Origin of the sequence: Dethiosulfatibacter aminovorans DSM 17477 (assembly GCF_900142005.1) — a bacterium.
Taxonomy (GTDB): Bacteria; Bacillota; Clostridia; order Tissierellales; family Dethiosulfatibacteraceae; genus Dethiosulfatibacter; species Dethiosulfatibacter aminovorans.
Genome location: NZ_FQZL01000005.1, coordinates 41,490 through 64,395, shown reverse-complemented (window position 1 = coordinate 64,395; position 22,906 = coordinate 41,490). Strand labels below are relative to the sequence as shown.

Annotated in this window: 19 protein-coding genes; 8 read left to right on the top strand and 11 right to left on the bottom strand. The window is 41.7% G+C overall.

Annotation, left to right across the window (positions count from 1 at the left end; translation table 11 throughout):
- Positions 1-50: 50 nt before the first annotated feature.
- The 3 genes from BUB05_RS02060 to BUB05_RS02050 all read right to left on the bottom strand — a co-directional run bounded on the left by BUB05_RS02060 (position 51) and on the right by BUB05_RS02050 (position 2,605).
- On the bottom strand, positions 51-1,250 hold the full coding sequence (locus BUB05_RS02060) for an MFS transporter (protein WP_073046388.1): 1,200 nt from the start codon (positions 1,248-1,250) through the stop codon (positions 51-53).
- 187 nt (positions 1,251-1,437) lie between these two features.
- Positions 1,438-2,277 (bottom strand): DUF1048 domain-containing protein, encoded by an 840-nt coding sequence (locus BUB05_RS02055; RefSeq protein WP_073046386.1) that lies wholly within the window; start codon positions 2,275-2,277, stop codon positions 1,438-1,440.
- Positions 2,270-2,605 (bottom strand): PadR family transcriptional regulator, encoded by a 336-nt coding sequence (locus BUB05_RS02050; RefSeq protein WP_073046383.1) that lies wholly within the window; start codon positions 2,603-2,605, stop codon positions 2,270-2,272. Before BUB05_RS02050 ends, BUB05_RS02055 begins: the two co-directional genes overlap by 8 nt.
- Before the next feature lie 230 nt (positions 2,606-2,835).
- Here BUB05_RS02050 and BUB05_RS02045 point away from each other — a divergent pair, with 230 nt between their 5' ends.
- From BUB05_RS02045 to pepD, 3 genes are read left to right on the top strand one after another with little or no spacing between them, the layout of a single operon-like run.
- Positions 2,836-3,900, top strand: a complete 1,065-nt coding sequence (locus BUB05_RS02045) for a 2,5-dihydroxypyridine 5,6-dioxygenase NicX family protein (protein WP_073046380.1) — start codon at positions 2,836-2,838, stop codon at positions 3,898-3,900.
- An 8-nt stretch (positions 3,901-3,908) separates the two neighbouring features.
- Positions 3,909-4,973, top strand: coding sequence for an aminopeptidase (locus BUB05_RS02040; RefSeq protein WP_073046377.1), 1,065 nt, complete (start codon positions 3,909-3,911; stop codon positions 4,971-4,973).
- A gap of 20 nt (positions 4,974-4,993) precedes the next feature.
- Complete coding sequence (gene pepD / locus BUB05_RS02035) at positions 4,994-6,430, top strand: beta-Ala-His dipeptidase (RefSeq protein WP_073046374.1); 1,437 nt, start codon at positions 4,994-4,996, stop codon at positions 6,428-6,430.
- Here pepD and BUB05_RS02030 read toward each other — a convergent pair.
- From BUB05_RS02030 to BUB05_RS01995, 8 genes are all read right to left on the bottom strand, one after another.
- Positions 6,427-8,022 (bottom strand): PucR family transcriptional regulator, encoded by a 1,596-nt coding sequence (locus BUB05_RS02030; protein ID WP_073046371.1) that lies wholly within the window; start codon positions 8,020-8,022, stop codon positions 6,427-6,429. The genes pepD and BUB05_RS02030 overlap by 4 nt on opposite strands.
- Positions 8,023-8,030: 8 nt before the next feature.
- Positions 8,031-9,137, bottom strand: a complete 1,107-nt coding sequence (locus tag BUB05_RS02025) for a M20/M25/M40 family metallo-hydrolase (RefSeq protein WP_073046368.1) — start codon at positions 9,135-9,137, stop codon at positions 8,031-8,033.
- A gap of 10 nt (positions 9,138-9,147) precedes the next feature.
- A complete protein-coding gene (locus BUB05_RS02020; protein WP_073046364.1) occupies positions 9,148-10,731 on the bottom strand; it encodes a PucR family transcriptional regulator in 1,584 nt (527 codons plus the stop codon).
- Positions 10,732-10,811: 80 nt separating this feature from the next.
- Positions 10,812-12,401 (bottom strand): OPT/YSL family transporter, encoded by a 1,590-nt coding sequence (locus BUB05_RS02015; RefSeq protein WP_073046361.1) that lies wholly within the window; start codon positions 12,399-12,401, stop codon positions 10,812-10,814.
- A 20-nt stretch (positions 12,402-12,421) separates the two neighbouring features.
- Positions 12,422-13,927, bottom strand: a complete 1,506-nt coding sequence (locus BUB05_RS18395; protein WP_094762642.1) for an AroM family protein — start codon at positions 13,925-13,927, stop codon at positions 12,422-12,424.
- Complete coding sequence (locus tag BUB05_RS02005) at positions 13,927-14,862, bottom strand: DUF1177 domain-containing protein (RefSeq protein WP_073046358.1); 936 nt, start codon at positions 14,860-14,862, stop codon at positions 13,927-13,929. The genes BUB05_RS18395 and BUB05_RS02005 overlap by 1 nt, the downstream gene beginning before the upstream one ends.
- Positions 14,863-14,865: 3 nt before the next feature.
- The gene (locus tag BUB05_RS02000; protein WP_073046355.1) at positions 14,866-15,936 is read right to left on the bottom strand and encodes an S-methyl thiohydantoin desulfurase domain-containing protein; all 1,071 of its coding nucleotides are present in this window, start codon (positions 15,934-15,936) and stop codon (positions 14,866-14,868) included.
- Positions 15,920-16,603, bottom strand: a complete 684-nt coding sequence (locus tag BUB05_RS01995) for an aspartate/glutamate racemase family protein (RefSeq protein WP_094762641.1) — start codon at positions 16,601-16,603, stop codon at positions 15,920-15,922. Before BUB05_RS01995 ends, BUB05_RS02000 begins: the two co-directional genes overlap by 17 nt.
- A 482-nt stretch (positions 16,604-17,085) precedes the next feature.
- Here BUB05_RS01995 and BUB05_RS01990 point away from each other — a divergent pair, with 482 nt between their 5' ends.
- The 5 genes from BUB05_RS01990 to BUB05_RS01970 all read left to right on the top strand — a co-directional run bounded on the left by BUB05_RS01990 (position 17,086) and on the right by BUB05_RS01970 (position 22,904).
- The gene (locus BUB05_RS01990; RefSeq protein ID WP_073046352.1) at positions 17,086-18,024 is read left to right on the top strand and encodes a DUF1177 domain-containing protein; all 939 of its coding nucleotides are present in this window, start codon (positions 17,086-17,088) and stop codon (positions 18,022-18,024) included.
- 57 nt (positions 18,025-18,081) lie between these two features.
- A complete protein-coding gene (locus tag BUB05_RS01985; protein ID WP_073046349.1) occupies positions 18,082-19,728 on the top strand; it encodes an ABC transporter substrate-binding protein in 1,647 nt (548 codons plus the stop codon).
- 105 nt (positions 19,729-19,833) lie between these two features.
- On the top strand, positions 19,834-20,799 hold the full coding sequence (locus BUB05_RS01980; RefSeq protein ID WP_073046346.1) for an ABC transporter permease: 966 nt from the start codon (positions 19,834-19,836) through the stop codon (positions 20,797-20,799).
- The gene (locus tag BUB05_RS01975) at positions 20,799-21,692 is read left to right on the top strand and encodes an ABC transporter permease (RefSeq protein WP_073046343.1); all 894 of its coding nucleotides are present in this window, start codon (positions 20,799-20,801) and stop codon (positions 21,690-21,692) included. Before BUB05_RS01980 ends, BUB05_RS01975 begins: the two co-directional genes overlap by 1 nt.
- Before the next feature lie 27 nt (positions 21,693-21,719).
- Positions 21,720-22,904, top strand: a complete 1,185-nt coding sequence (locus tag BUB05_RS01970) for a M20 family metallopeptidase (protein ID WP_073046340.1) — start codon at positions 21,720-21,722, stop codon at positions 22,902-22,904.
- Positions 22,905-22,906: the final 2 nt, after the last annotated feature.

Here is a 22,906-nt window from a genome sequence, read left to right as displayed (position 1 = left end):
TATAATAAAGAAAGCGCCCTCATGGACGCTTAAACAGTTCAGTTGACCAATCAGGCTTTCTTCCTTCTGTAAACCATGAAGTATGTGAGCACTGTTGCTATGAACAAGGGTATCATCATGACTCTTGTAGAGTAGATGAGTCCATTGACATCTGCTATTCCACTGAAAATCATCATGCTTATGGACCCGATTCCTCCAGGTATTCCCATGATTATTCCCGTTGCAAAGGACTGGCTGTTGGGGATTATCTTGTGGCTCATCAAAACGCCCACAGTATTGGTGAATGAAATGGAGAATCCAAGGCTGCCAACACCTATGGCCGCCAGGATGCTTCCTCCGTAGCCTATCATAGAAAGGCTTACAAGACTTGCCAACATACCTATAATAAATACCCTCTTGTCGCCGATCTTGTCAATGAGCATTCCTCCGACCATGGTTCCCACAGGTCTTCCAAACAGGTGGATGGTCAGAAGAACCGCACCATAGGCAAAATTCTTTATTGTCAGGATCTGAATTCCATATGTAACTATGAAACGTCCGCTCAACACCTTTATCAAGCTTACATATATAAGTACAACAAGCCAAGCCATGTCTCTTCCGGACATGTTAAGTTTTTCCTTCTTATGCTCTTTTGCAGCAAGCTTGCCGTTTTTTTGATTCTCTTCTGTATCTATCTTTACATTTTGAATTCCCAGAAAATACATGCACGCAGCTGCTGCACATCCCGGTATCATTAGAAATGCTATCTTTTCAATGCCGTAGGTGGTTGCTATCCAAAGCCCCACTATTGATGATACTGTGGCGGAAAAGCCTCCAACAGTCATGAATACCGACAGCGATGTCCCCTTCGAAGTCCCTCCCAGCGATACGGCAGTAGTCGAACCGAGAGTGTGAAAAAGCGCCGAAGCCGACGACCCCAGGGCCAGCACGACGACAAGGAGATAGAAATTGTTAACGATACCTGAAACACTTATCCAGACGGATATCCAGATTATAGATATTATAAGATGTCCAGGCTTCCCCTTCTTGTCCGACAGAAGGCCGAAAAAAGGCTGAAAGAATGATGCGAATACCAGCATGACAATGGACAGTATCCCTTGCTGTGTAAGGTTAAGGTCAAGCTTCAGTGCAAAATATAATGATATGGGTGCTATCAGCCCGGCAAAAAAATCGTTTGTGAAGTGTCCCACAGACACAGCAACGAGCTGTTTGTAGCTGTTCTTCTTTGATGAATGGTCAGTTTGATTCATAAATATACCTCGAGTCATGATTAGTTTAATTCCGCTTAAGTATATCAAATTAAAATTGCCATTACAATCATAATCTAAACATTTACCCATAATGTAAGAAGGCAGCTTCGCTTCGTTTAATGCAAAAGAGCAGATGGCAACCATATTCATGACGGTTGCATCTGCCCTAAAAATCACTCATGTTTGTCTACTTGCCTTTGACACTTGCATATCTCATCAAAAATACACTTCCTGCCAGAAGCAGCACTCCGGCAGCAATGGAAGCAACGGAAGCAAAGACCGGTACGGGAGTGTCAATTATTTTTACAAACCACGGACTATCAACAAGAATCAACATGGCGACCAGTCCAAAAGGCAAAACAAACGGCAAAAGTATTATCAATCTTTTTATGCCCCTCAACTGTTCCCTTGCAGCTTTTTGCATTGCAAGATTAATCCATGGGAAAAATGCATAGGCTATGATAGCATATGTTGCCACAAGACCCAAATCAAGAGTTTCGGTCTTTAGTTTTTCAACTGATATGCCTCCTGTTCTCAAGACCTTGTATGCCTTCATGAACAGCAGGTAGCCGATATACAATGCCGTACTGTAGGAAAACCAGTAAAGGGCCGAAGATCTGCCTTTGGTTTCCTCAACGAACCCCTCAAGAAATGATTCAAGATCACCACCGGTAACATCGTCTATGTTCCTGTTTTCAAGACTCGCATGCTCGAATATTTCAAGGACCATGTCCATGACTCTGACTTTTTCACTTCTTGGACCTGCAATAGTTGCAATGGCTTCATTGGCATCCATATAAGCATCCCTGTATCCTTTGGGAAGGTTCCTTACCCTGTCCTCCAGCTGCTTGATTCTAAAATAGTTTGCTGCAACAGCAATTACAGCCAGCAGGATTATCAATCCAAACATTAATCCTATTGGGCCTCTAGAACCGGGCTTTAGCTTAATGAATATTATAATCTGTATGATAAGAAGCACTGAAAGTCCAATTGACATGAAGAGCTTGTTTCTTCCAATATTATTCACAAAGATCACCGCCTTTCATAATATTATCCACAACCTTTGATATGTCTTTCCACACGGCCTTGAATGATTTCAGAAATCCCCTTCCTTCATCTGTTATGGTGAAATACTTCCTTTTGGGTCCAAGAGGGGATTTCTTCGATTCCGAAACTATGTATCCCTTCTTTTCAAGCCTTATGAGAACGGGATAGACGCTTCCTTCGTTCAAGTCCTTGAAACCCGAATCGTTCAAGTCGCTGGTTATCTTGTATCCGTATGTCTCTTCTCTCTGTATTATCTCAAGTATGCATCCTTCCAGCAGTCCCTTCAGAAGCTGTGCCCTGTCTACCATAATCTCACCTCCACTACTATGCATAGTCTAGTAGCTACTTTAATTATACCACACTACTCTATATAGTCAAGTAGTTGGATTTTTTTCTCGCAGTTGCTACATGCACATTTTTGTATAGATTTGGTGTGCTTATGTTTACACAATATGCAAATCATATATTATATAATCAACATAAGCATAGATTAATAGTGTTATGAGAATTTATTATCAAAACATGCCAAGGAGGAATTATGAATTACCCAATAGGAATCGAGATGTCGGAAAGCTATCTATCTTACGAAGTCCAGGCTGCAGCCATGAAATTGGTCAAGGATGTGATGCTTGTGCTTCCGGGGGAAACCGTAGTCATAACGGCTGACAGTTCATCTGACTCAAGGGTTGTAGAGGCGACTGCAAAAGCAGCTTATTCAATTGGTGCTTCCCCTGTCATAATCAACTACCCCACAACGTACAAGGCATTTGAGGAACCGGTTCTTCCGGTTGCATCTGCAGTCGCTGCTGCAGACGTATGGATTGAATTTGCCTACTACTGCATCATGCATACTCCGTGCTTCCAGAAGGCAATGGAATACGGAACGAGATATACATGCCTGACGGGCATGGACGCAACAATGATTGTAAACACCATAGGGAAAATCGACTACAACCTGGTGGTTGAATTCGGGGAATACTTGACGGACTATATCCAGAAGTCTGATGAGATAATAATTCAGGACAGGAACGGTACAAACCTGAAATCCTACAACCGAGGAAGACAAGTCAAGCACTCCGGCCAATTGGCGACCAAGAAAGGCTATCCGGTAATGCTGGGAGGTCAGGTCAGCTGGTGCCCGGTAGAGGAAACAATACACGGAACCCTCATATTCGATGCAGCTGTTTTCCCTCCATCGGAACTCGGAATAATCAACAGCAATATAGTAATGGAGCTCGAAGAAGGCAGGGTCAGGAAGATCACAGGCGGAAGCGACGCTGAAATCTTCAACAGATGGCTGAGTGACTTCAAAGACCCCAACATGTTTAGACTTGCTCATTATTCCATAGGATTCAATCCGGGAGTTACACAGGCTACGGGAAGAATTGTGGAGGACGAGAGAATTTTCGGATGCATTGAGTTCGGTCTGGGAAGTCAGGGAGAAAGCCTGAAAGGCGCTTTCTGGAATGCAGCTTCCCATACGGATGGAATAGTCTCAAAACCTACAATCATTGCAGACGGCAAATATTTGGAAAAGGATGGTATATACACCGATCCTGAAGCTGTAAATTATTGTAAAAAATTAAAAATAAAAGGTTATTAGGAGGAAATATGAATTATCCAATAGGAATCGAAATGTCAAAAGATTATCTGTCTTACGAAACCGCAAAGGCAGCATATAAACTCGTAAAAGATGTAATGCTGGCAAAGGAAGGTGAAAACATAGTCATCACCGCAGACAGTTCTTCAGATCGAAGAGTGGTTGAAGCAACTGCAAATGCGGCCTATTCAGTAGGTGCCATACCTGTCGTCATCTATTGTCCCACCAGTGAAAATGCATATGCCGAACCCGTACCACCCATCGGACAGGCTGTTTCCCATGCCGATGTATGGATTGAGTTTGCCTACTCTTCAATAATGCTCTGCTCTTCATACCAAAAGGCATTGGACTTTGGATGCAGGTATATCAACCTTACCGGAATGGATGTCACCATGATGGTAAACACAATCGGAAAGGTTGACTATAAATTGGTTGTAGAGCTGGGAGAACTGATAAAGGGAAAACTCGAGAAAGCGGATGAAGTTATTATCAGGGACAAAAACGGTACAGACCTGAAAGCCTACAACAGGGGAAGGGCAATAAGGCATTCCGGCCAGATTGCCACCAATAAAGGATATCCCTACATGCTTGGCGGTCAGATTAGCTGGTGTCCAGTTGAAGAAACCATCAACGGCACTCTTGTATTCGATGTGGCGTTATTTCCACCAACCGAACTGGGTCTTCTGAACTCAAACATTGTACTGACCTTTGAAAATGGAAGGGTTGTGAATATTGACGGTGGAAAGGATGCAGCTGTTTTCAGGGCATGGCTGGAGAACTTTGAAGACGAAAACATGTACAGGCTCGCCCACTATTCTCTTGGATTCAATCCGGGCGTAACGAAAGCTACCGGAAGGATAGTAGAAGATGAAAGGATATTCGGCTGCATGGAATTCGGAATAGGCAGTCAGGGCTCACAAATCAAAGGCGCCTTCTGGACGGCCGCGTCCCATACGGACGGAGTTGTGTCCAAACCTTCAATAATACTGGATGGTAAGCCTCTTGAAATTAACGGAAAATACGTAGATCCTGAAGTGGCAGCACTGTGCAAGAAACTCAATATCAATGGATATTAGAAATAAATCGGGGAGTTAAAATGATTGACTACAAAGATTCAATAATCGAAAACTTCAGAACGATAAGCAAAATCCCCCGGGCATCAGGAGACGAAAAAAGAATAAGCGATTTTCTTGCAGCATATGCAAGAACAAAGAATCTTGATGTTCACCAGGACGATTTTTACAACTTGATAATCAAGAAGAAATCAACAATTGAAAATTACAGTGGTCCTGCAGTTATTCTGCAGGGACACATGGACATGGTATACGTCAAGGATTCAGATTCCGAGCATGAATACTCTGAAGGAATAGATGTATATGAAAAAGATGGATTTCTTTATTCGAAAGGGACTTCCCTCGGTGCAGATAACGGAATTGCCATCTCCTACCTTATGAATCTAATGGATTCGAAGGATATTCCCCACCCTGATCTTGAAATAGTAATAACGGTTCAAGAGGAGGTTGGCCTGGCAGGAGCAGCACATATTGATGCCTCAAAACTAAAAGGCAAGAATTATATAAATCTCGACGCTGAAAACGAAGGATTTTTCTTTGTATCATGTGCAGGAGGAGTACGCAGCGAAACCAGGATACCCCTATACATGACGCCATCGAATTCCGAAAAATATTCAGTCAAAATCTCGGTATCCGGTTTGAAGGGCGGCCATTCTGGCATGGAAATAGACAAAATGAGAGGAAATGCCATAGTGCTGATGGCAAGAGTGTTAAAGTATGTTGGTGACCACAATGAAATATCTCTTAGCAATATCGAATGCGACGGGAAGGCAAATGCCATACCAAATATTTGCAGATCCTCCATCTTATGCAGCGATCCTGAAAAGATCAATGATGACTTGCGCGACATGGAAGCTGTATTGAACAGTGAGCTGAATCCACTTGACCAGGTTAAAATAGAAACCGAAGTATCAAAAAACGAAAGCACAATCAGTGTATATACCAAATATACGTTCAGCAAGATAATCAGTATGATACAGCTGCTGCCGAACGGTGTCATACATATGGACAAATCGTTGAAAGACATGGTAGAAACCTCTGCCAACATCGGCGCAATACATACGGAAAATGACAAACTTATTTTGCTGTCATCAATCAGGAGCTCCGCGGAAAGCAGAAAAAATGAAATCATCGATAAAATCAAGTCACTGGCAAATATTCAAGGCTGTGAATCAGTTTTTTTCAACAACTATCCCGGCTGGGAATTCAATCCTGATTCAAGCCTTAGAAAAATATCGATGGAATCGTATACTCAACTGACTGGAAAAGAAGCAACCTTATCATCAATTCACGCCGGACTTGAATGCGGATACTTCGACAACATGATTGAAAATCTCGACATTGTCGCATTCGGTCCCGATGTGTTTGATGTACACAGCCCCAAAGAAAGAATTAGTATCGAATCTGCAGCAAGGATCTTTGAACTGATCGTTCTGATTCTAAAAAAACTTTCCGCCTAGTTCTGCAAATCCTTCAGTTTGAATGCCAATTGCAACAGCAACCTGCTTTCCGACTTTTCCAAGTTCAGGTCAAGCAGGTTGTCTATTTTATTCATTCTCTTATACAATGTATTCCTGTGAACAAACAAGGCGTTTGCAGTTTGGTTTATGTTGAAATCATTTTCAATGAGAGATGACAGCGTGTCAAAAAAATCTGTATTGTTTTCAGCATCGTAGCGAATTATCCTCTCCACAGTGTTCTTGTATATCTTTGACAATGCAGGATGGTCCGACACCTCATGAAGAAGATGATAGACGATATAATCATCGTAATAGTATATTTTTCTTTCAGGGTGGATCTTGCTTCCAAGCTTGTAGGCGAATACAGCTTCATCATGTGCATAGTTTAAGTACTTTAAAACATTGCACACCTTGCTGATACCGATAAAATAGCTCAATCCCTTAAAGGAGTATTCGATTCGTTTGATCAGTTCAGAATAAAATTCAATGATATATCTTTCATTGAACTGCTCGGCGTTGGTTGAAGTGATGAATATTAACCTCTTGCTCTTTTCTATCAGATAGTACTCCTTTGTACTCAAATCCAGATGACTTGTTGCAATATTTACAAACCTTCTATAATTATCAACACTGATTTCAGGCATTTGAACTATCCATACATAGCGACTCTTGTTGAACTCCATATCGAAATATGCTGCTTCCTCCCTTAGCTTCCTTTCGTTATTTGAATAATCCCCCTCGATGAGACATTGATAAAACTCATTGAGACTCTTGTAATGACTGAGATTATGGTGCGAATTTGAAAGCAGATATATTGATATGAATGGAATCGTCTCTTCCACCAGCTCCAGGTCCGTTTCTGATATGGATTCTGTTTTGGGATAGAACACACCCATATACGCAACAATTTGATTGACTGCTTCTATTTTAAAGAAAAAATATTGTCCTTCTTCTTTTTCTATATGACCATACCTTTTGTCGGTTTGAAACAAGGTTTTGTAATTATCCATAAGTGTCCTGTGAATATTCCTGGTTTCCAGAACATCGGAAGTATTTATCTGTTTCTTGTTGTTCTCCCAAAAAACACTTACAGTACTTCCAATGTATACCGACAGCAAGTCGGTAATAGCATCAAGATTATAATTGTTCTTCATCTCCTCCTTCAACTCTTTTTTATATGTCTTAAGGATATAATCGCTGTATTTTTCCGTATCTACCAATTTATTGGCAACAGGCCACAGTATGCTGCTGTATCTCATGTGGAAGGGGACGTTTATAATAGGGAAATTGTTGTTTTCAGCTATCTGAACGATTTTTTGAGGTATCTTGTCAATATATCTTCCAAGCTTAATTGCCAGACCGGCAGCCTTATGGTATATCAGCATTTTTATGAAATTTTCAAAGGCGACCTCGTCATTTCTAAAAAAATATCCCGTAGTAACGAGAAGATCGCCTTCCTTTACCCAATAGACTCCTTCCGGAACCTCGGTAACTTCAATATTATTGATTTCATTGTCCTTGCCATCTACTCCACATATGTATTCGAATTTCCTAAAATCCTTATTCAAAGCAAACAATTCATCAATCTTCATATACTCACCTATACAGTAATCATACCATACACCAGTTCAGTCAGCTTGACCAGTTCATCAACCTTAATGCATTCATCCGTTGTATGTGCATTGTTCACCCCACATGCAATATTTATCGCCTTTATTCCCTTGGAATTGAACACATTTGCATCACTTCCGCCTCCAGAAGATGCCGTATATGGGTCCACACCAATACTTCTAAGTTTCTCCATTACAAATATCACATTGTCTTCATCATCACCAAACTTATATGGATCATACATCTCTTCAATTTCAATCTCAATTTCGGCGCCATGCTTTTCAGCCGATTCCCTGAAACATTTTTCCATGTGCTCAGTCTGGACTGCAATCTTCTCCCTGTCGAGGCTTCTCACCTCACCGATAATTCTGGCTTTTGGGCTGACAATATTTGTCGCTCCCACTGCTTCAAAGGTACCGATATTGGCTGTTGTCTCTTCATCAATTCTCAGAAGTCTCATATTGCTTATTGCATCTGATCCTGCCATTATTGCGCTGACTCCTTTCTCAGGTGCAATGCCTGCATGGGCCGGTTTTCCCTTTATCGTAGCAGTAATCTTATTCTGGGCAGGAGCCTGGACTATTATCTTTCCTACAGGTCCACTGCTGTCGAATACGTAGCATCTGTCGGAAACAAGCCTTTTGAAATCAAGATTCTTGGATCCCTTAAGTCCCCCTTCCTCGCTGATGGTGAATATTATCTGTATTGGCCGATGATTTTCATCCTTGTCCTTCACTGCTTTCATGGCTTCCATAATCGCAGTTATTCCCGACTTGTCATCGCTCCCAAGTATTGTATCTCCCTTGCTTTTTATCATGCCGTCTTCAATTATTGTCTCTATGTCTTTCCCGGGCTTTACTGTGTCCATGTGACAACTGAATATGAGGGGTTTAATACTCTCATCGCCTTCAAACCATGCATATATATTATTTGCATTTGAACCGCACTTTTCACCCGCATCGTCTACGGTAACCGCCGCTCCAAGTTTTTCAAGATCATCTATCAATCTTTCGTAAAACTCTCCTTCACAACCCGTCTCACTGGCTGTCTTCACATATTCCGTAAACCTTCCAACTATCTCTTGCTCATTAAACATATACAACCTCCTAATTAATCAAATCATCAAGCTTCGATACCATATTGATAATAAATTTAGTATCAGATTTTTCAAAATCATATCCAATTATCTCTTGGATCTTGTTCAATCTCTTATACAATGAGTTTCTGTGCAAATACAATTCATCCGATGTTTTAGAAATATTGAAATCGTTCTTCACATAACATTTAAGGGTTTTAATCAGTTCTTCCTTATTGCCGCTTTCGGTTCTGATTTTAACAATAATGTTATTATACAATTTCATGACTGTAGGATGATTATGCAGCTTTGTCATCACATGATAAACAATGTAATCATCATAAAATCTTATCTTCTCATTATTTAGAGCATTCCCCATTTTATATGCGAATTCAGCTTCTTCATAGGCCGATTTGATATTCTTCAAACTCCTGCATTCCTTGCTGATGCCAAATTCCATATTCGTACAGCTGCTGTTCAATTTCATTTTCCCGATTATATCCGCACAGATCTTTTCGATATGCTCTCTATCTATATCCTCAATTGACAATACCATCACAATTTTTTCACCATCATCAAAGCAATAGAATCCTTTGTTTTTCAAAGAAAACATACGCCTCAAAAATTCCGCTTCACTTTTCCTGTCTGTTTCTTCCAAATACTCCTTGCATTTGAGATACAACACTACCCTGCTTTCATGATAGTCAAGACTCAGCAATTTAGCCTCTTCCCTTAGCCTGCTTTCCTCTTCGTTATAATTCCCGATAATTAATTCCATGAAAAGATCCTCAGCGGACTCAAAGTACTCATACCTCTGCTTGTTGTAGCTTAAAATATGAATGATAATATGTGGCAATACTTCATTCAGCATCTTGTTGTCGAGCGCATTGCTCTCGTTCCTGTACCTGTCCGATACAATCCCCAAGTATCCATAATCAATACCGTGGTGGGCAATCTTTTCTACCTTAAACCATTTATCATCAATTTCTTCAAAAAAAGTATCATTTCCAATATTGTCGATATTGCTTTTAATAATCTGCCTCAACTTGTTGTATTCATCCTCAAGAGGCATGCTTTTTATTAAACCAAATTGATCTTTGTCGATGATGTATACATCTCCGTTCAAATAACTGTTTAGAAGCAAGACAATCTCATCCAAATAGTACTTTTTATTCACGATGCCGTTTAGCTCTTCCTTGAACTTCGACATCATATAATCTTCATAGCTGTCTTCTCCAAGCAAAGAACTGACTACAGGCCATATAATGCTTCCCCAGTCTACATGAATAGGAATATTAATAATTGGAAAATTCATTTCATTGGCCCTGTCAATGATTTCCTGAGGCAAGCTGTCTATAAATCTGCCCAGCTTTATTCCTATTCCCGAAGCATTTTTTTTAGCATGGTATTCAACTACACTCATCAAATCCTCAGGATTATCCTTGAAATAGTACCCCGTTGTTATGCTGAATTCACCTTCATTCAACCAAAGCAACCCGTCAGGAATTTCAAATACATCTATATCCGTTATTTCCCTATCAAGACCATTTTCACCTGCAATCACTTCAAACTTTGAAAATTCCTTGTTTATCGAAAACAGATCCCTTACCTTCATATGATCACCTCAAATCAATTAAAGTAATTATAACATAAAATCGAAGTAAAAGGCCTCCCGTTAAGGAAGGCCGTTCATTTTTATTTTTTCCCCAATTTCAATGTTGAAGTAAAGAAACCATAGACTGCAGCACCTGCAATGAATCCAGCTCCAAGTACGTACAAGGAATTTTGTCCTTCCTGCTTGAATATTTTTACGACTATTGTTCTAATAATCAAACCTGCGATTACTGTTATTCCGGCAATTGGATAGTTGATTAAAAGACCTGTGGCGAACAATACTCCAAGCTGTCTCGAAGGCCCTCCTGCAAACTGTATTATGGCTCCGGGTACAGCCCAGATCAACAACTTCATGGCTACGTCTATATTTGCACCAGCCTCTATTGTAGCTACATATACCCTGTCAACAGGTGGGAACAGGTCCTGCTCAAAGTAGAAGTTGTGAGCAAATGCAACTACAATTATGGCTACCATGAAACTTATCAATTCGGCAATATACTGCTGCTTTCTTCCCTCTTTTTCAAATTCAGGATCAGCTCCCGAACCTCTTAGAATCCATCCGGCTTTAAGGTCATAGGCCATGTCGGCAAATGCCGGTCCTGTCGAAGCAGTGAATCCGACCAGCAAGGCCAATGCCAGCGGTGGAAATCCTATTAACATTCCCAGGACCAGGAAGATGAGTGCCGTTGCAAATGCAGGAAACCATCCGGAGTGCATGGCGGCTATACCGACTATCAGCTCTGAAGCTATAGCGGCAAATGCGGCAAATATTATCCAGAAAACCATCATAGCCGGTGACATGTGGCTCAACAATCCACCTGCGAGTGCTATGACCAAAGCAATTGCAATATAGGCAAGGTAACCTCTTCCCATTCCTTTTTTCATTTCAAACAAAGATCTGGTGAAGTTTTCTCCTGCACTGTTTTCGCCTTCATCCTTCTTGAAAAGTATCCTTATGATCTGTATCAATGCAACAAGACCTGCACCTATCATAACTCCGTGAGGTATGTACATTGCATTCAGGTCGAGTCCAAACCATTGAGGAGCATATCCCCTGAAAATCAAGCCGACTCCAAAAGCCAGCAAGGCAAATATATTTCCAATCCATGCCACGCCGAAAATATCTGTAGGTATTGTCAACATCTTTCCTACAACTCCGCCTGCTATTCCTACCAGGAGAAGAACGCCTTTTCTGCCTTTTCTTGATGCAGCAAGTATTGCTTCCGCTGCAGCTATTCCCGGAGGCCAGGCACCTATGGCCGGAAATGCTTCCGTGTCAAAGCTGAAGTAAAGTATTGTTGCATCGGTTACAACAGCCAGACCGGCTCCAATCAGCATTGGTACTACAAGTTCTGGTCTCCCCATCAAATAAGGTATTCCTATAGGCAGCATGAGTCCGTTGGCAGCCGAAAAAGTGGCGCCTGAAATCGCTGTCTGTACCAGGTTTTGTGAGTTGATATCCCTGAAGCTCTTAAAAATGTTTATAGGTATTCTGGCTATCAGTATTGCAAACAATGCACCGACTATTGAGGTATTCGTACTTATACCAAGCCTGGTGATAAGCTCCATACCTATTATTGCTCCCAGCACCGAAACTATTATGTTCAGAATCAGTATGCCCGGATGCAGGGCCGATGGATGTTTCTTTTTCATATTGGTTGATTGTTCCATATTCTCCTCCTAAAATATATTTATAAATTGTTGATAATTCCTATTGCAAGGGTCCTAGGGAGTATTGTCGTCTTGCCGGATATGCTTTCTACTATGGTTTTCATTTCCCTTGTGTATCCCATACAATCCATATATATGATATCTACTTCTTCATCCTTTAATTCTTCTGCTGCCTTTTTCAAGTTTTCCGGATTTTCATACGGTGAAGCAACTTTGACTGTCAGACCTTCTGACATGTTCCACCATTTATACATCTGATCGACTTGCGATTCATCAGGTATTATTATTCCCAGTTTCCCACCGTCAATGATCTTCTTAATCATCTGTGGTATTATTTCCTGTGGTTTTATGAGCAGTGAGTTGTGCTTGATTTCCGGAAACTTGCCTGTACACATGAGCAGGATTGTCTTGCATCCCGATCTTTCCAATTCATATACAGCATCCTGTATCAAAGGCAGTATATGCTTTTCAGCTATTACAACCTGCCTTCCATCCCTCAATCTAGATACCAATACTGTATCTCCTTCAACCGGCTTGAATCTTCTTGTGATTTCTTCATATTCATAGCCGTCCAGTGCACCTTTTTCAACAATCCGGTATTCTGATGAAAGTATCGGTACAATATCTTTCAAGAAATCAGCTCTGGGCGACTGTCCTATTGTTATGACTCCAAGCTTTTTCGTCTTGACTTCCTTGAGTTCACCACTCTTATATGAACATCCTGTATGAAACTTGCATCGCTTGGACGGATAGGCGCATTCCATCAAGGAAACAGTTTCCCCTGAAACTTTGATGGTTTGATTTTTCAATTCCTCTAATACCTTGAGTATCCTGTCCACCTCAGCATCTTCACCGGATATTTGAAATGTCTTGCTTCCATTTGCGTTACCGATGCCACCGGATCCGATCACCTTGACGTCAACCTCTCCCAACTGCCTGAATGCATTTATTTCTGTAAAAATCTCACCATGAAGAGGTATCAATCCGACAGACATTCCATTTGAAAAATCGATATCCTTTCTCGATGCAAACCTGATGGATTCATTGAGGTTTCCAGGTACAAGTTTTTCCAATCCAACAGGTATTAACACCTTCACCCCCTCCGTATACCATCTGGATATCGATTGTCCTATTGAGCCTCCGCCTTCACTTCCTGCCATCAACACGGCATTGCCGTAAACATCAATGGCGTTGGCCGAACATACTATCAGGTCGTTTGAGTCCAGAGCCGACAATTCATCCAAGAGATTGCCGTCGATGTTTCTGGATACACCCCCATTCAATAGAAGGGTGTGCGGATTATCAGTTTCAATGTCCGAGGTCACAGTTCCCCTTTCCGTAATTCTGCCGCATATCCGCAAAGGTATGCCGGTTGACTTCTCGCAAATTCTTGATACCGTGGTTCCTCCCTTAAAGACAATGCTGCCTGATTTGAGGGACTTTTTGAAACTTGGATGAAAAAGTATGTTTTCAGCTATAAGTTCTTTTGATTCTTCTACAGTCAAAGTCACCTGTATCTTTTTCATTATGCATTCCCCTTTGTCTGAAATCTCTTCATATCTCCATACAGGGCTATTATTTTTTCGAATTCCTCCTCATCATAAAATTTGCACTTTCCTTCCGTGTAGTCCTTTGCCGTTTCGACTGCATATCGTGCCGCCAGCTCAACATCAGTAATATGGGTTGCTCCTGTTGCACATCCGGCTACGGGAACCTCTGTCGATACGGCTACACCAACTACCGGTGCACCTGTCGCTATTGCCGGCTGGAGAATGCTGTTCAAGTGATACAATCCGTTCCCGTATGGAGTAATATCCTGTTGCGACAACGCGAATACATTGGGAAGCTTGCCTGTAACCCTCATCATTATGTTCAGCAGGTCTTCGCTGACCTTCAGAATATAGCCATCCTTCACTGTAGGTGATATTGCGATTCCCTTGTTTGTTATTATATAGTTACCCTTAGTCGTATCGATTGAAAGTATGCAGTCCATCTCGTCGATGACTTCCACATCATTCATCTCCTGAATATCTACAGGCGAACCCATGAATGGAACGGGCTTATGAGGCCTTGTCGGTGCATCGGGGCATATGTGGGTCGATACGATGACATCTCCTTCCAGAATGTCGCCATTCTTGTGCATTATCCCAAGCTTCAACCCTGCAGCCAAGGCAGCCAGTGCTCCGTCACCGTCAGATACAAATCCTGTAACCTCAGGTCTTGCTCCGATACCTCCAAGTCTTCCCACGATTCCCAGGGTAGGTGCATCCCCTCCGTTTTTTCTTCCATTTTTTCCCGGGATTGTGACTCTGATGAAGTCGGTACTCCCCTTTTCTCCGGATATGCGATTAACGAAAATATCTTCAATATCCGTTTCACTCCTGAAATATTTCTCGACTTCATAACCGTCAACAGAAGGTTTGTCCAAGATTTCAAATAAATCAATAACTTGTTTTAACATAAACTACTCCTCAATAAATTTTACTATTTCTGTATTCAAGACCTTTTCAACCAGTCTCAACTGTTCCCTGTTCTTCATACCTGAACCCAAGATAAGATTTTCTTTGGGTATCCTGTACAGACAAACTTCGTCGCCTTCCTTCACAGTTGCACTCGTCAATATCTCTGTAGTCTTCGAATCAATGAGACCAATCAAATCCGGGAATGTGGCTAACCTTACACCCTCTTTGTCAATGGTCATAAATTCATTCCAGAATGTGACCTTGAATTCATCATTCCCATCTCCTATTGTTACATGGCCATGATCAAATCCACCTTCAATAGTCAGGCTGCAATCGATGACTTTCCCATATGCTATGGTCTCAAGATTGTATCTTTCATTCAGTTTATCCGTTATTCCCTTGCAGTCATCATATTCTTCAAATATTTCACCTATTTCAACAGCCATGGCAAGTGATCCGATTGCAGCATTCTTCTTTACATAATCCGCTTCAACAGGATTTCTCAAAACAGTAACGAGTCCGCCCGCTTCAACAGCTGTCTGTCTCACCATTTTGGCAGCACTATCCATCTTTCCTTTTACATATGTTGCAATTGCTTTCTCATCCTTGCCTCCTGCTGCTGTTTGGACCGTAAGGTAATCCTTCCTGCTTTCAAGTCCCATGCTGCCCATGACTCCCGTTGGATGGGCTCTTCCGTTGCAGGGTGCATCAACCAGAGGAATCCCCGTTGCTGCCGACAATATCCATCCGTTTGTTGTGGAATGTCCTCCATTTTCATTTGTTATGATTCCCTTTATCTCTTTTCCGTATAACATTTTGAAAAGATTGAAATTATCGACCACCTGTTCAACGGATACGTATCCTTCTTTAGATGCAGGTGAACCAACTGCGGATGCGGTGACAATAATGTCATCGTCTTCAAACTCATCAATTCCCTTGACAATGATATCTCCAAATTTTAGAGCTTCCTCTAGTGTTCTGATACCTTCATTTTCCGATCCGCCTCCGCCACCGCCCAGAAATGAACCACCTCTTACAGCACATTTACCCTTAATATTATCTATTTTGTACACAAATTCTCTCCCTCATGCTTTTTTCAGTTATTTTGTATTTCATAATAGTTCCTTCCGCCACTACGGCATCAACAACCGGAATCCCGATATCCTTCAGCATGTCTACTGCATTTGCAGTCGATAATCCCGTGCAGGCAAACGCAATTACGTCGCAGCCTTTTCCCTTCAGTCTCATTGCCGATTCTACTATCGATGCCTTTCCTTTTTCTGTCTGCAAATCATTTGTATTTTCTATTCCCTCCGGCAACTCATATCCTATTATCCTGTTACCCAGAATATCCTCATAGGCCGGCGGCGGATATTCCTCAATGCCGATTATGCCGACTTTTTCACCATAATTGAGAGACAGACTCGCTGCGGAAATACCTGCACCCACAACAGGAATTGACAACATATCTTGAAGATGTCGCACTGCAGGATCACCTGCACAGCTTACTATAAGACCATCAATGTCGTTCTCCCATTTGCTTGCCAAGTCTATGATTTTAGGAAAAGCAACATTGTATGTCTCTTCATCATGGATTCCCTCATATTGATCAGGTATGCACTTTGTTTCATACTCGAATTCCAAGAAAAGGTTTTCAAGTATTTTTTGATGCGCCATTAAAATTTTTGAATCTTCAGTTGTAAGAACTCTTAAAATGCCTATTTTATACTTCTTATTCAAATCACTCACCTCCCGATTCAGATTAAGCAGTTATGTTTGTTAAATTAATTTAATTATATACTAAAATTTTCTTAACAAGGGTATCCATCAGTACACACATAGATTAAAAAAGGTGTGCATACTGCACACCCTAATAAAAGACATTCAGTTCATTTCCTATTTACCATACAATGTCAATACGTATTCCTCTAAACACGTATTTGTACATAGTGCACACAAAGGGTTTTATGTCTTTATTTTAGATACACAACTCCTTATATAGTAGTCACCAGCCAACAAAACCGTTGAAATCAGCTGTTTTTATATTTTCATTAAAACCATAGACAAATATCCCCTTGTTAAGATTTCATAAACTAAATGTTAAGATATTGAAATATTGTGTGCAAGGGTTGGGAAATCACAATTCATTAGTGTGCATTTGCACATAGCAATTCCCGCTACGATTTAATACAATTTTTTGTATAAACACTTAGGAGGCAAAAATGTTATTAAAACAGGTTTTAGAAATCTACGATTTATTGGATAGATCCGACGCCAGTGGAAATCTTGTTAAGGATTATCTTGAAAGATGCGGCGGTGAAGATATTACTGTCACACCGGTTCATGGAGAAGGAGGCAAAACCGACTTCATAAAGATAGTAGTCAGCGGAAAAAACGGAAAAATATCCGGTGGAAATGTTCCAACCCTTGGAATAATAGGCAGACTTGGAGGTCTGGGAGCAAGACCTGAGGTTACAGGATTCGTATCAGACGGAGACGGAGCACTGGCTGCACTTTCTGCAGCGCTCAAGCTTATTGAAATGAAAAAGCGTGGCGATTCACTGGAAGGTGATGTTATAATAACGACTCACATATGTCCCGATGCTCCTACACAGGAACACTACCCTGTACCTTTCATGGGCTCTCCTGTTGATATGGATCAGATGAACAATGTTGAAGTCATCGACGAGATGGATGCTATAATTTCCATAGATACTACAAAGGGAAATGAAGTAATCAACTGCAACGGATTTGCCATATCCCCCACGGTCAAGGAAGGATACATACTTCCTGTAAGCTATGACCTGCTCCAGGTTGCAAAAAGGGTAACAGGAAAGCTTCCCTTTGTATTTGCACTCTCAACTCAGGATATTACACCATATTCAAACGGACTGCCTCACTTGAACAGCATACTTCAGCCAGCCATAGCCACTGATGCACCTGTAGTGGGAGTTGCAATAACAACTGAAGTCGCCGTTGCCGGATGTTCTACAGGCGCTACCCATGGACTTGATGTCGAATCTGCTGCAAGGTTTGCGATAGAAGTGGCAAAGGACTACACCACAGGTGCATGCAGCTTCTACGACGATGATAACCTCAAACAGCTATTGGAATTGTACGGAGACGGCAAAAAATACCAGACTGCCGGAATGAAAAAATAAACCAAGTAATTTGGCATTAAAATGCTAAATATAAATATTTATTTAAGGGAGGAAACAATGACAAACAAAAGAAAATTTTTATCACTTCTGTTGGTTCTGATTCTGTGTTTATCGGCTTTCACCGGATGCAGTCAGCCAACTGAAGAACCGGCTCAAGAGCCCGCTGAAGAACCTTCAGACCAGACTCCAGCCGAAGAACCTGATTCAAATGAACCTGTAGCAGAAGAGGACAAGTTCGGTGGAGTATTGAACATCGCACTTGCATCGGCTCCCAAGAACCTTGATCCGATCAAATATACCGGAGTATATGAAGGACAGGTCATCAGAAGTGTTGCAGATACACTTGTAGCCTACAAACAGGACCTGTCGGGAATAGCGCCTAATCTTGCAACCGAATGGTCTGCCAGCGAAGACGGTCTTGTCTACACGTTCAAGCTGAGAGATGATGTATACTTCCAAAAAGGCGAATACCAGGATGGAAAGCATTTTACTGCAGCTGACGTAAAATATGCACTGGAAAGATCTGCCAACGAATCTGCGATGAACAGGCTTGGAATGCTTGACCATGTCGAAATAATCAACGATTACGAAGTGGAGTTATACTTGAATGAGCCAAGCTCTGCATTCCTTACAGTTCTTACTGATGCAGGAAACGTAATAGTACCGCAGGAAGAAGTTGAAGGATGGGGAGATTCATTCGGCTCGCACCTGGTTGGAACAGGACCTTTCGCATTGAAAGAGTTCAAAATGGACCAAGAGGTTATTCTTGAAAAGAACGAAAACTACTGGGCGGCTGATCCATATCTTGACGGCTTGGTATACAAGATAATAACTGATTCAAACCAAATGACAAATGCACTCAGAACGGGCGAAATAGATGTAGCTACAGATCTTACAGGTGAAAGCGTACAGATAGTAAGAGATGATGCCGACCTGGTTATTCAGGAATTGCCGGGACTCCATGTTGCATATATGTACATGAACCTTATGCACGGACCAACTGCTGATATCAAGGTAAGGGAAGCGATCATAAGAGCAGTCGACATAGATGAAATGGTAAAGGGAATCTACCAGTTCGACGAAGCTCAAAGAGCATATCTTCCATTGCCTCCGGGATCATGGGGATATGATGCTTCCCTTGAAAGCATAGTACCTTCCTACAACCCTGAACTTGCAAAGCAGCTTCTTGAAGAGGCCGGATATCCTGACGGATTCTCATTGGAGATATATGTATCAAACAAGCCTGCAAGGGTTAAGATGTGTACAATACTCCAAGCATACCTGAAGCAGAACCTGAACATAGATCTTGAGATAAAAACTGCAGAATGGGGTACATTCAGCGAAATAGCTTCAAGCGGCCAGGCTGACATGTACGGAATGTCATGGACATGGTATCCGGATCCATTCTTCTTCCTCAACAAAATGTTCCACAGCAGCGAAATAGGTGCTCTTGGAAACGGCCAGGGATTCAACAATCCCGAAGTCGACAGACTCCTTGACGAAGCACTCAAGGTTACGGACACCGAAGAAAGGGCAGCGCTTTACAAGGAAGCTCTTAAGCTGATAACAGAAAACTATTCAAGAATAAACTATTCGAATGAAAAAGTAATATATGGATTCAATCCTGCAGTACAAGATTTCATGATGAGAGCGGATAATCAAATTGTTGTTTGTTCCCCTGAAATAAATGTTTGGATGAAGTAATTTCATCGCTGAAGACTCTGTATGAAAATACAGAGTTTTCGGCTATCATATTGTGTGAAAAATATATTATAATTGTATTTGTCGTAAAATTTAAGGAGTGAGACAATGGTAAAAACGATTCTAAAAAGAATAATACAACTCATACCAATCCTCTTCATCGTTTCCACAATAATTTTCGTAATAACACGAATGATTCCGGGCGATCCAGCCAAAACAATGCTGGGACCCCAGGCACCCGTTGAAGCTGTTGAGGAACTTAGAGAAGAGCTGGGTCTAAATAAAAGCATAGGAGAACAATACCTGATCTACCTGAAGGATGTAACAAAGGGTGATTTTGGAAAATCATACGCCTACAATGAACCCGTCATGAAACTAATACTTGAAAGATTTCCAAACACATTAATTCTGACTGTTGTCAGTCTTTGTCTTGCAATGTTGGTTGCAATACCCATAGGAATAATATCAGCTACCAGACAGTATTCAATATTTGATTATGTATCAATGATTGGAGCATTAGTCGGTGTTTCCATGCCCATATTCTGGCTTGGACTCATGCTTGTACTTGTTTTCAGTGTAAATCTTGATTGGCTTCCATCAATAGGTATGGGAAGCCTCGACAAGGGACTTTGGGATGTAATCAAGCATTTAATACTGCCCAGCGTATGTATGGCAACGATTCCTGCAGCAACATTTGCAAGAATAACCAGGTCAAGCATGCTTGATGTCGTAAAGCAGGACTATATCAAATCCCTTCGCTCGAAAGGTTTAAGGGAAAGCATTGTAATTTGGAAGCATGCTCTAAAGAACGCCCTCCCGCCCATACTGACCGTTATCGGTCTGCAGGTGTCAACTTCACTTTCAGGAGCAATCCTTACTGAGACCATTTTCAGCTGGCCCGGTATGGGAAGGATGATCGTTGATGCAATCGAAAACAGGGACTATATGCTTATTCAAGGTGCCGTACTTTTCATTGCCTTCCTGTTTGTATTCGTTAACCTGATAGTGGACATACTGTATCTTTATGTGAATCCAAAGGTAAGCTACGACGGAGATAAAGGAGGTGGAGAATAATGTCAAAAAGTTCATTGGACATCAAAAACCAGGAAGAAATGCTGAAAAAGGAAAGAACTGCAAACAATGCCTGGAACAAACTGAAAAGAAACAAAACAGCTATGATAGGTCTTGTTATAGTAGTAATTATGACCTTGATGGCGATTTTTTCTCCTATTCTTGCTCCCTACGATCCCAACGAGATGAGTCTTGGCAACATACACCTGAAGCCGGGTGAAAAGGGACACATTTTCGGCACCGATGAATTCGGTAGAGATTTGCTGAGCAGGATAATCTATGGTTCAAGGATATCAATAATTGTTGCCGTAGGAGGTACTATAGTCGGTGGACTCATAGGCATATTTCTGGGACTCATATCAGGATTCAAGGGCGGAATAGTGGATTCAATAATAATGCGATTCATGGACGGCATGTTCGCCTTCCCATTCGTGCTTCTGTCCATAGTTCTAATGACAGTGCTGGGCAACGGGCTTAGGAATGTAATACTTGCAATAGGAATAGCAAATGTTCCAAGATATGCACGTATCGTAAGAGGACAGGTCCACATAGTAAAAAACGAGGAGTACTGTAATGCAGTAAGAGCTCTCGGTGCATCAAGCAACAGGCTGCTTTTCATGCATATACTTCCTAACATAATGTCCCCCATAATTGTTTATGCAACGCTTAACATAGCCGGAGCGATAATATCCGAGGCAGCACTTAGCTTTCTGGGCCTTGGAATCACTCCTCCTACGGCTTCCTGGGGAAACATCCTGAGAGCCGGTAAGGACAGCCTCATAACGGCGCCTCACATAGCAACCATATCGGGTATCTTCATCCTTCTCACCGTCCTCGGATTTAACCTCCTCGGCGACGGAATAAGGGATGTTCTGGATCCAAAGATGAAAAGATAATCGATATGCCACTGAAAGGACAAAAAAATGGATATACATAGATTTAAAGAAATAGTTCAAAACAAAATAGATGAAGTATCGGAAGACCTGTTTGACATTTCCGACTATATATTTAATAATCCGGAATACTGCTTCAAGGAATATCTGGCAGCGGAGAAGCTCACGGAATATCTTGAAAACTCAGGTTTCACAGTAGAAAAGGGTGTGGCCGACCTTGAAACATCTTTCAAGGCAGTCTATGATTCGGGCAAGGAAGGCTACTACATAGGCATAATGGCAGAATACGACGCCGTTCCGGGAATGGGTCATTCCTGCGGCCACAACCTGATGGCTGCAATGGCCGCAGGCGCAGGTGTTGCAGTTAAGTCGGCCATTGACGAAACAGGCGGTAAAATCAGTGTTTTCGGCACTCCTGCCGAAGAAGGCGGAGGCGGAAAGATTCTTATGCTTGAAAAAGGAGTCTTTGATGATCTCGATGCAGCCATGATACTGCACCCTGCAAATGAAACGGTAGTCAACGACATCTCGTATTCCATGACCGATGTAGAAGTCAACTTCTACGGTAAAACCGCCCATGCCGCCACCTTCCCCGAAGAAGGTATAAATGCCCTTAATGCAGTCATTGAACTTTTCAATATCATTAATGCCATGCGCCTTGAACTTGGAAGCGAAGGAAAGATACTTGGAGTTATAACCAAGGGTGGTGAAAATCCAATTTACATACCCGACCACTGTCAGGCAAGGTTCACAGTAAGGTCTTTCAATATGAAGACAAAGAAGGCTCTGGTCAATAGACTGCTTGAAACCTGCGAATACATTTCCAAGATCACAGGAACAAGATTTGAATATGATTTTTATCGCCTGTCCTACGAAGACATCAGAAACAACCACACTATAGAGAATCTTCTGGAAAAGAATCTTGTTTCACTTGGAGAGACAGTCATGCCAAGAAGAAAAGAGCTTGGTATCGGATGTACAGACATGGGCAACATAACCCACCACCTGCCTGCTCTGCAGTCATATATCAAAGTTGCACCCGGATTGAGGGGTCATACGATTGAATTTGAAGAGGCATGCGGTGATGACAGGGGACGCAAGGCGCTGATAACAGGTGCCAAGGCAATGGCAATGACAGCCATCGATCTTATGGCTGATGCAAACATGTCCAGTACAAAAAATGATTTTAAAGCTATGATTAAGTCTTATGAATAGAA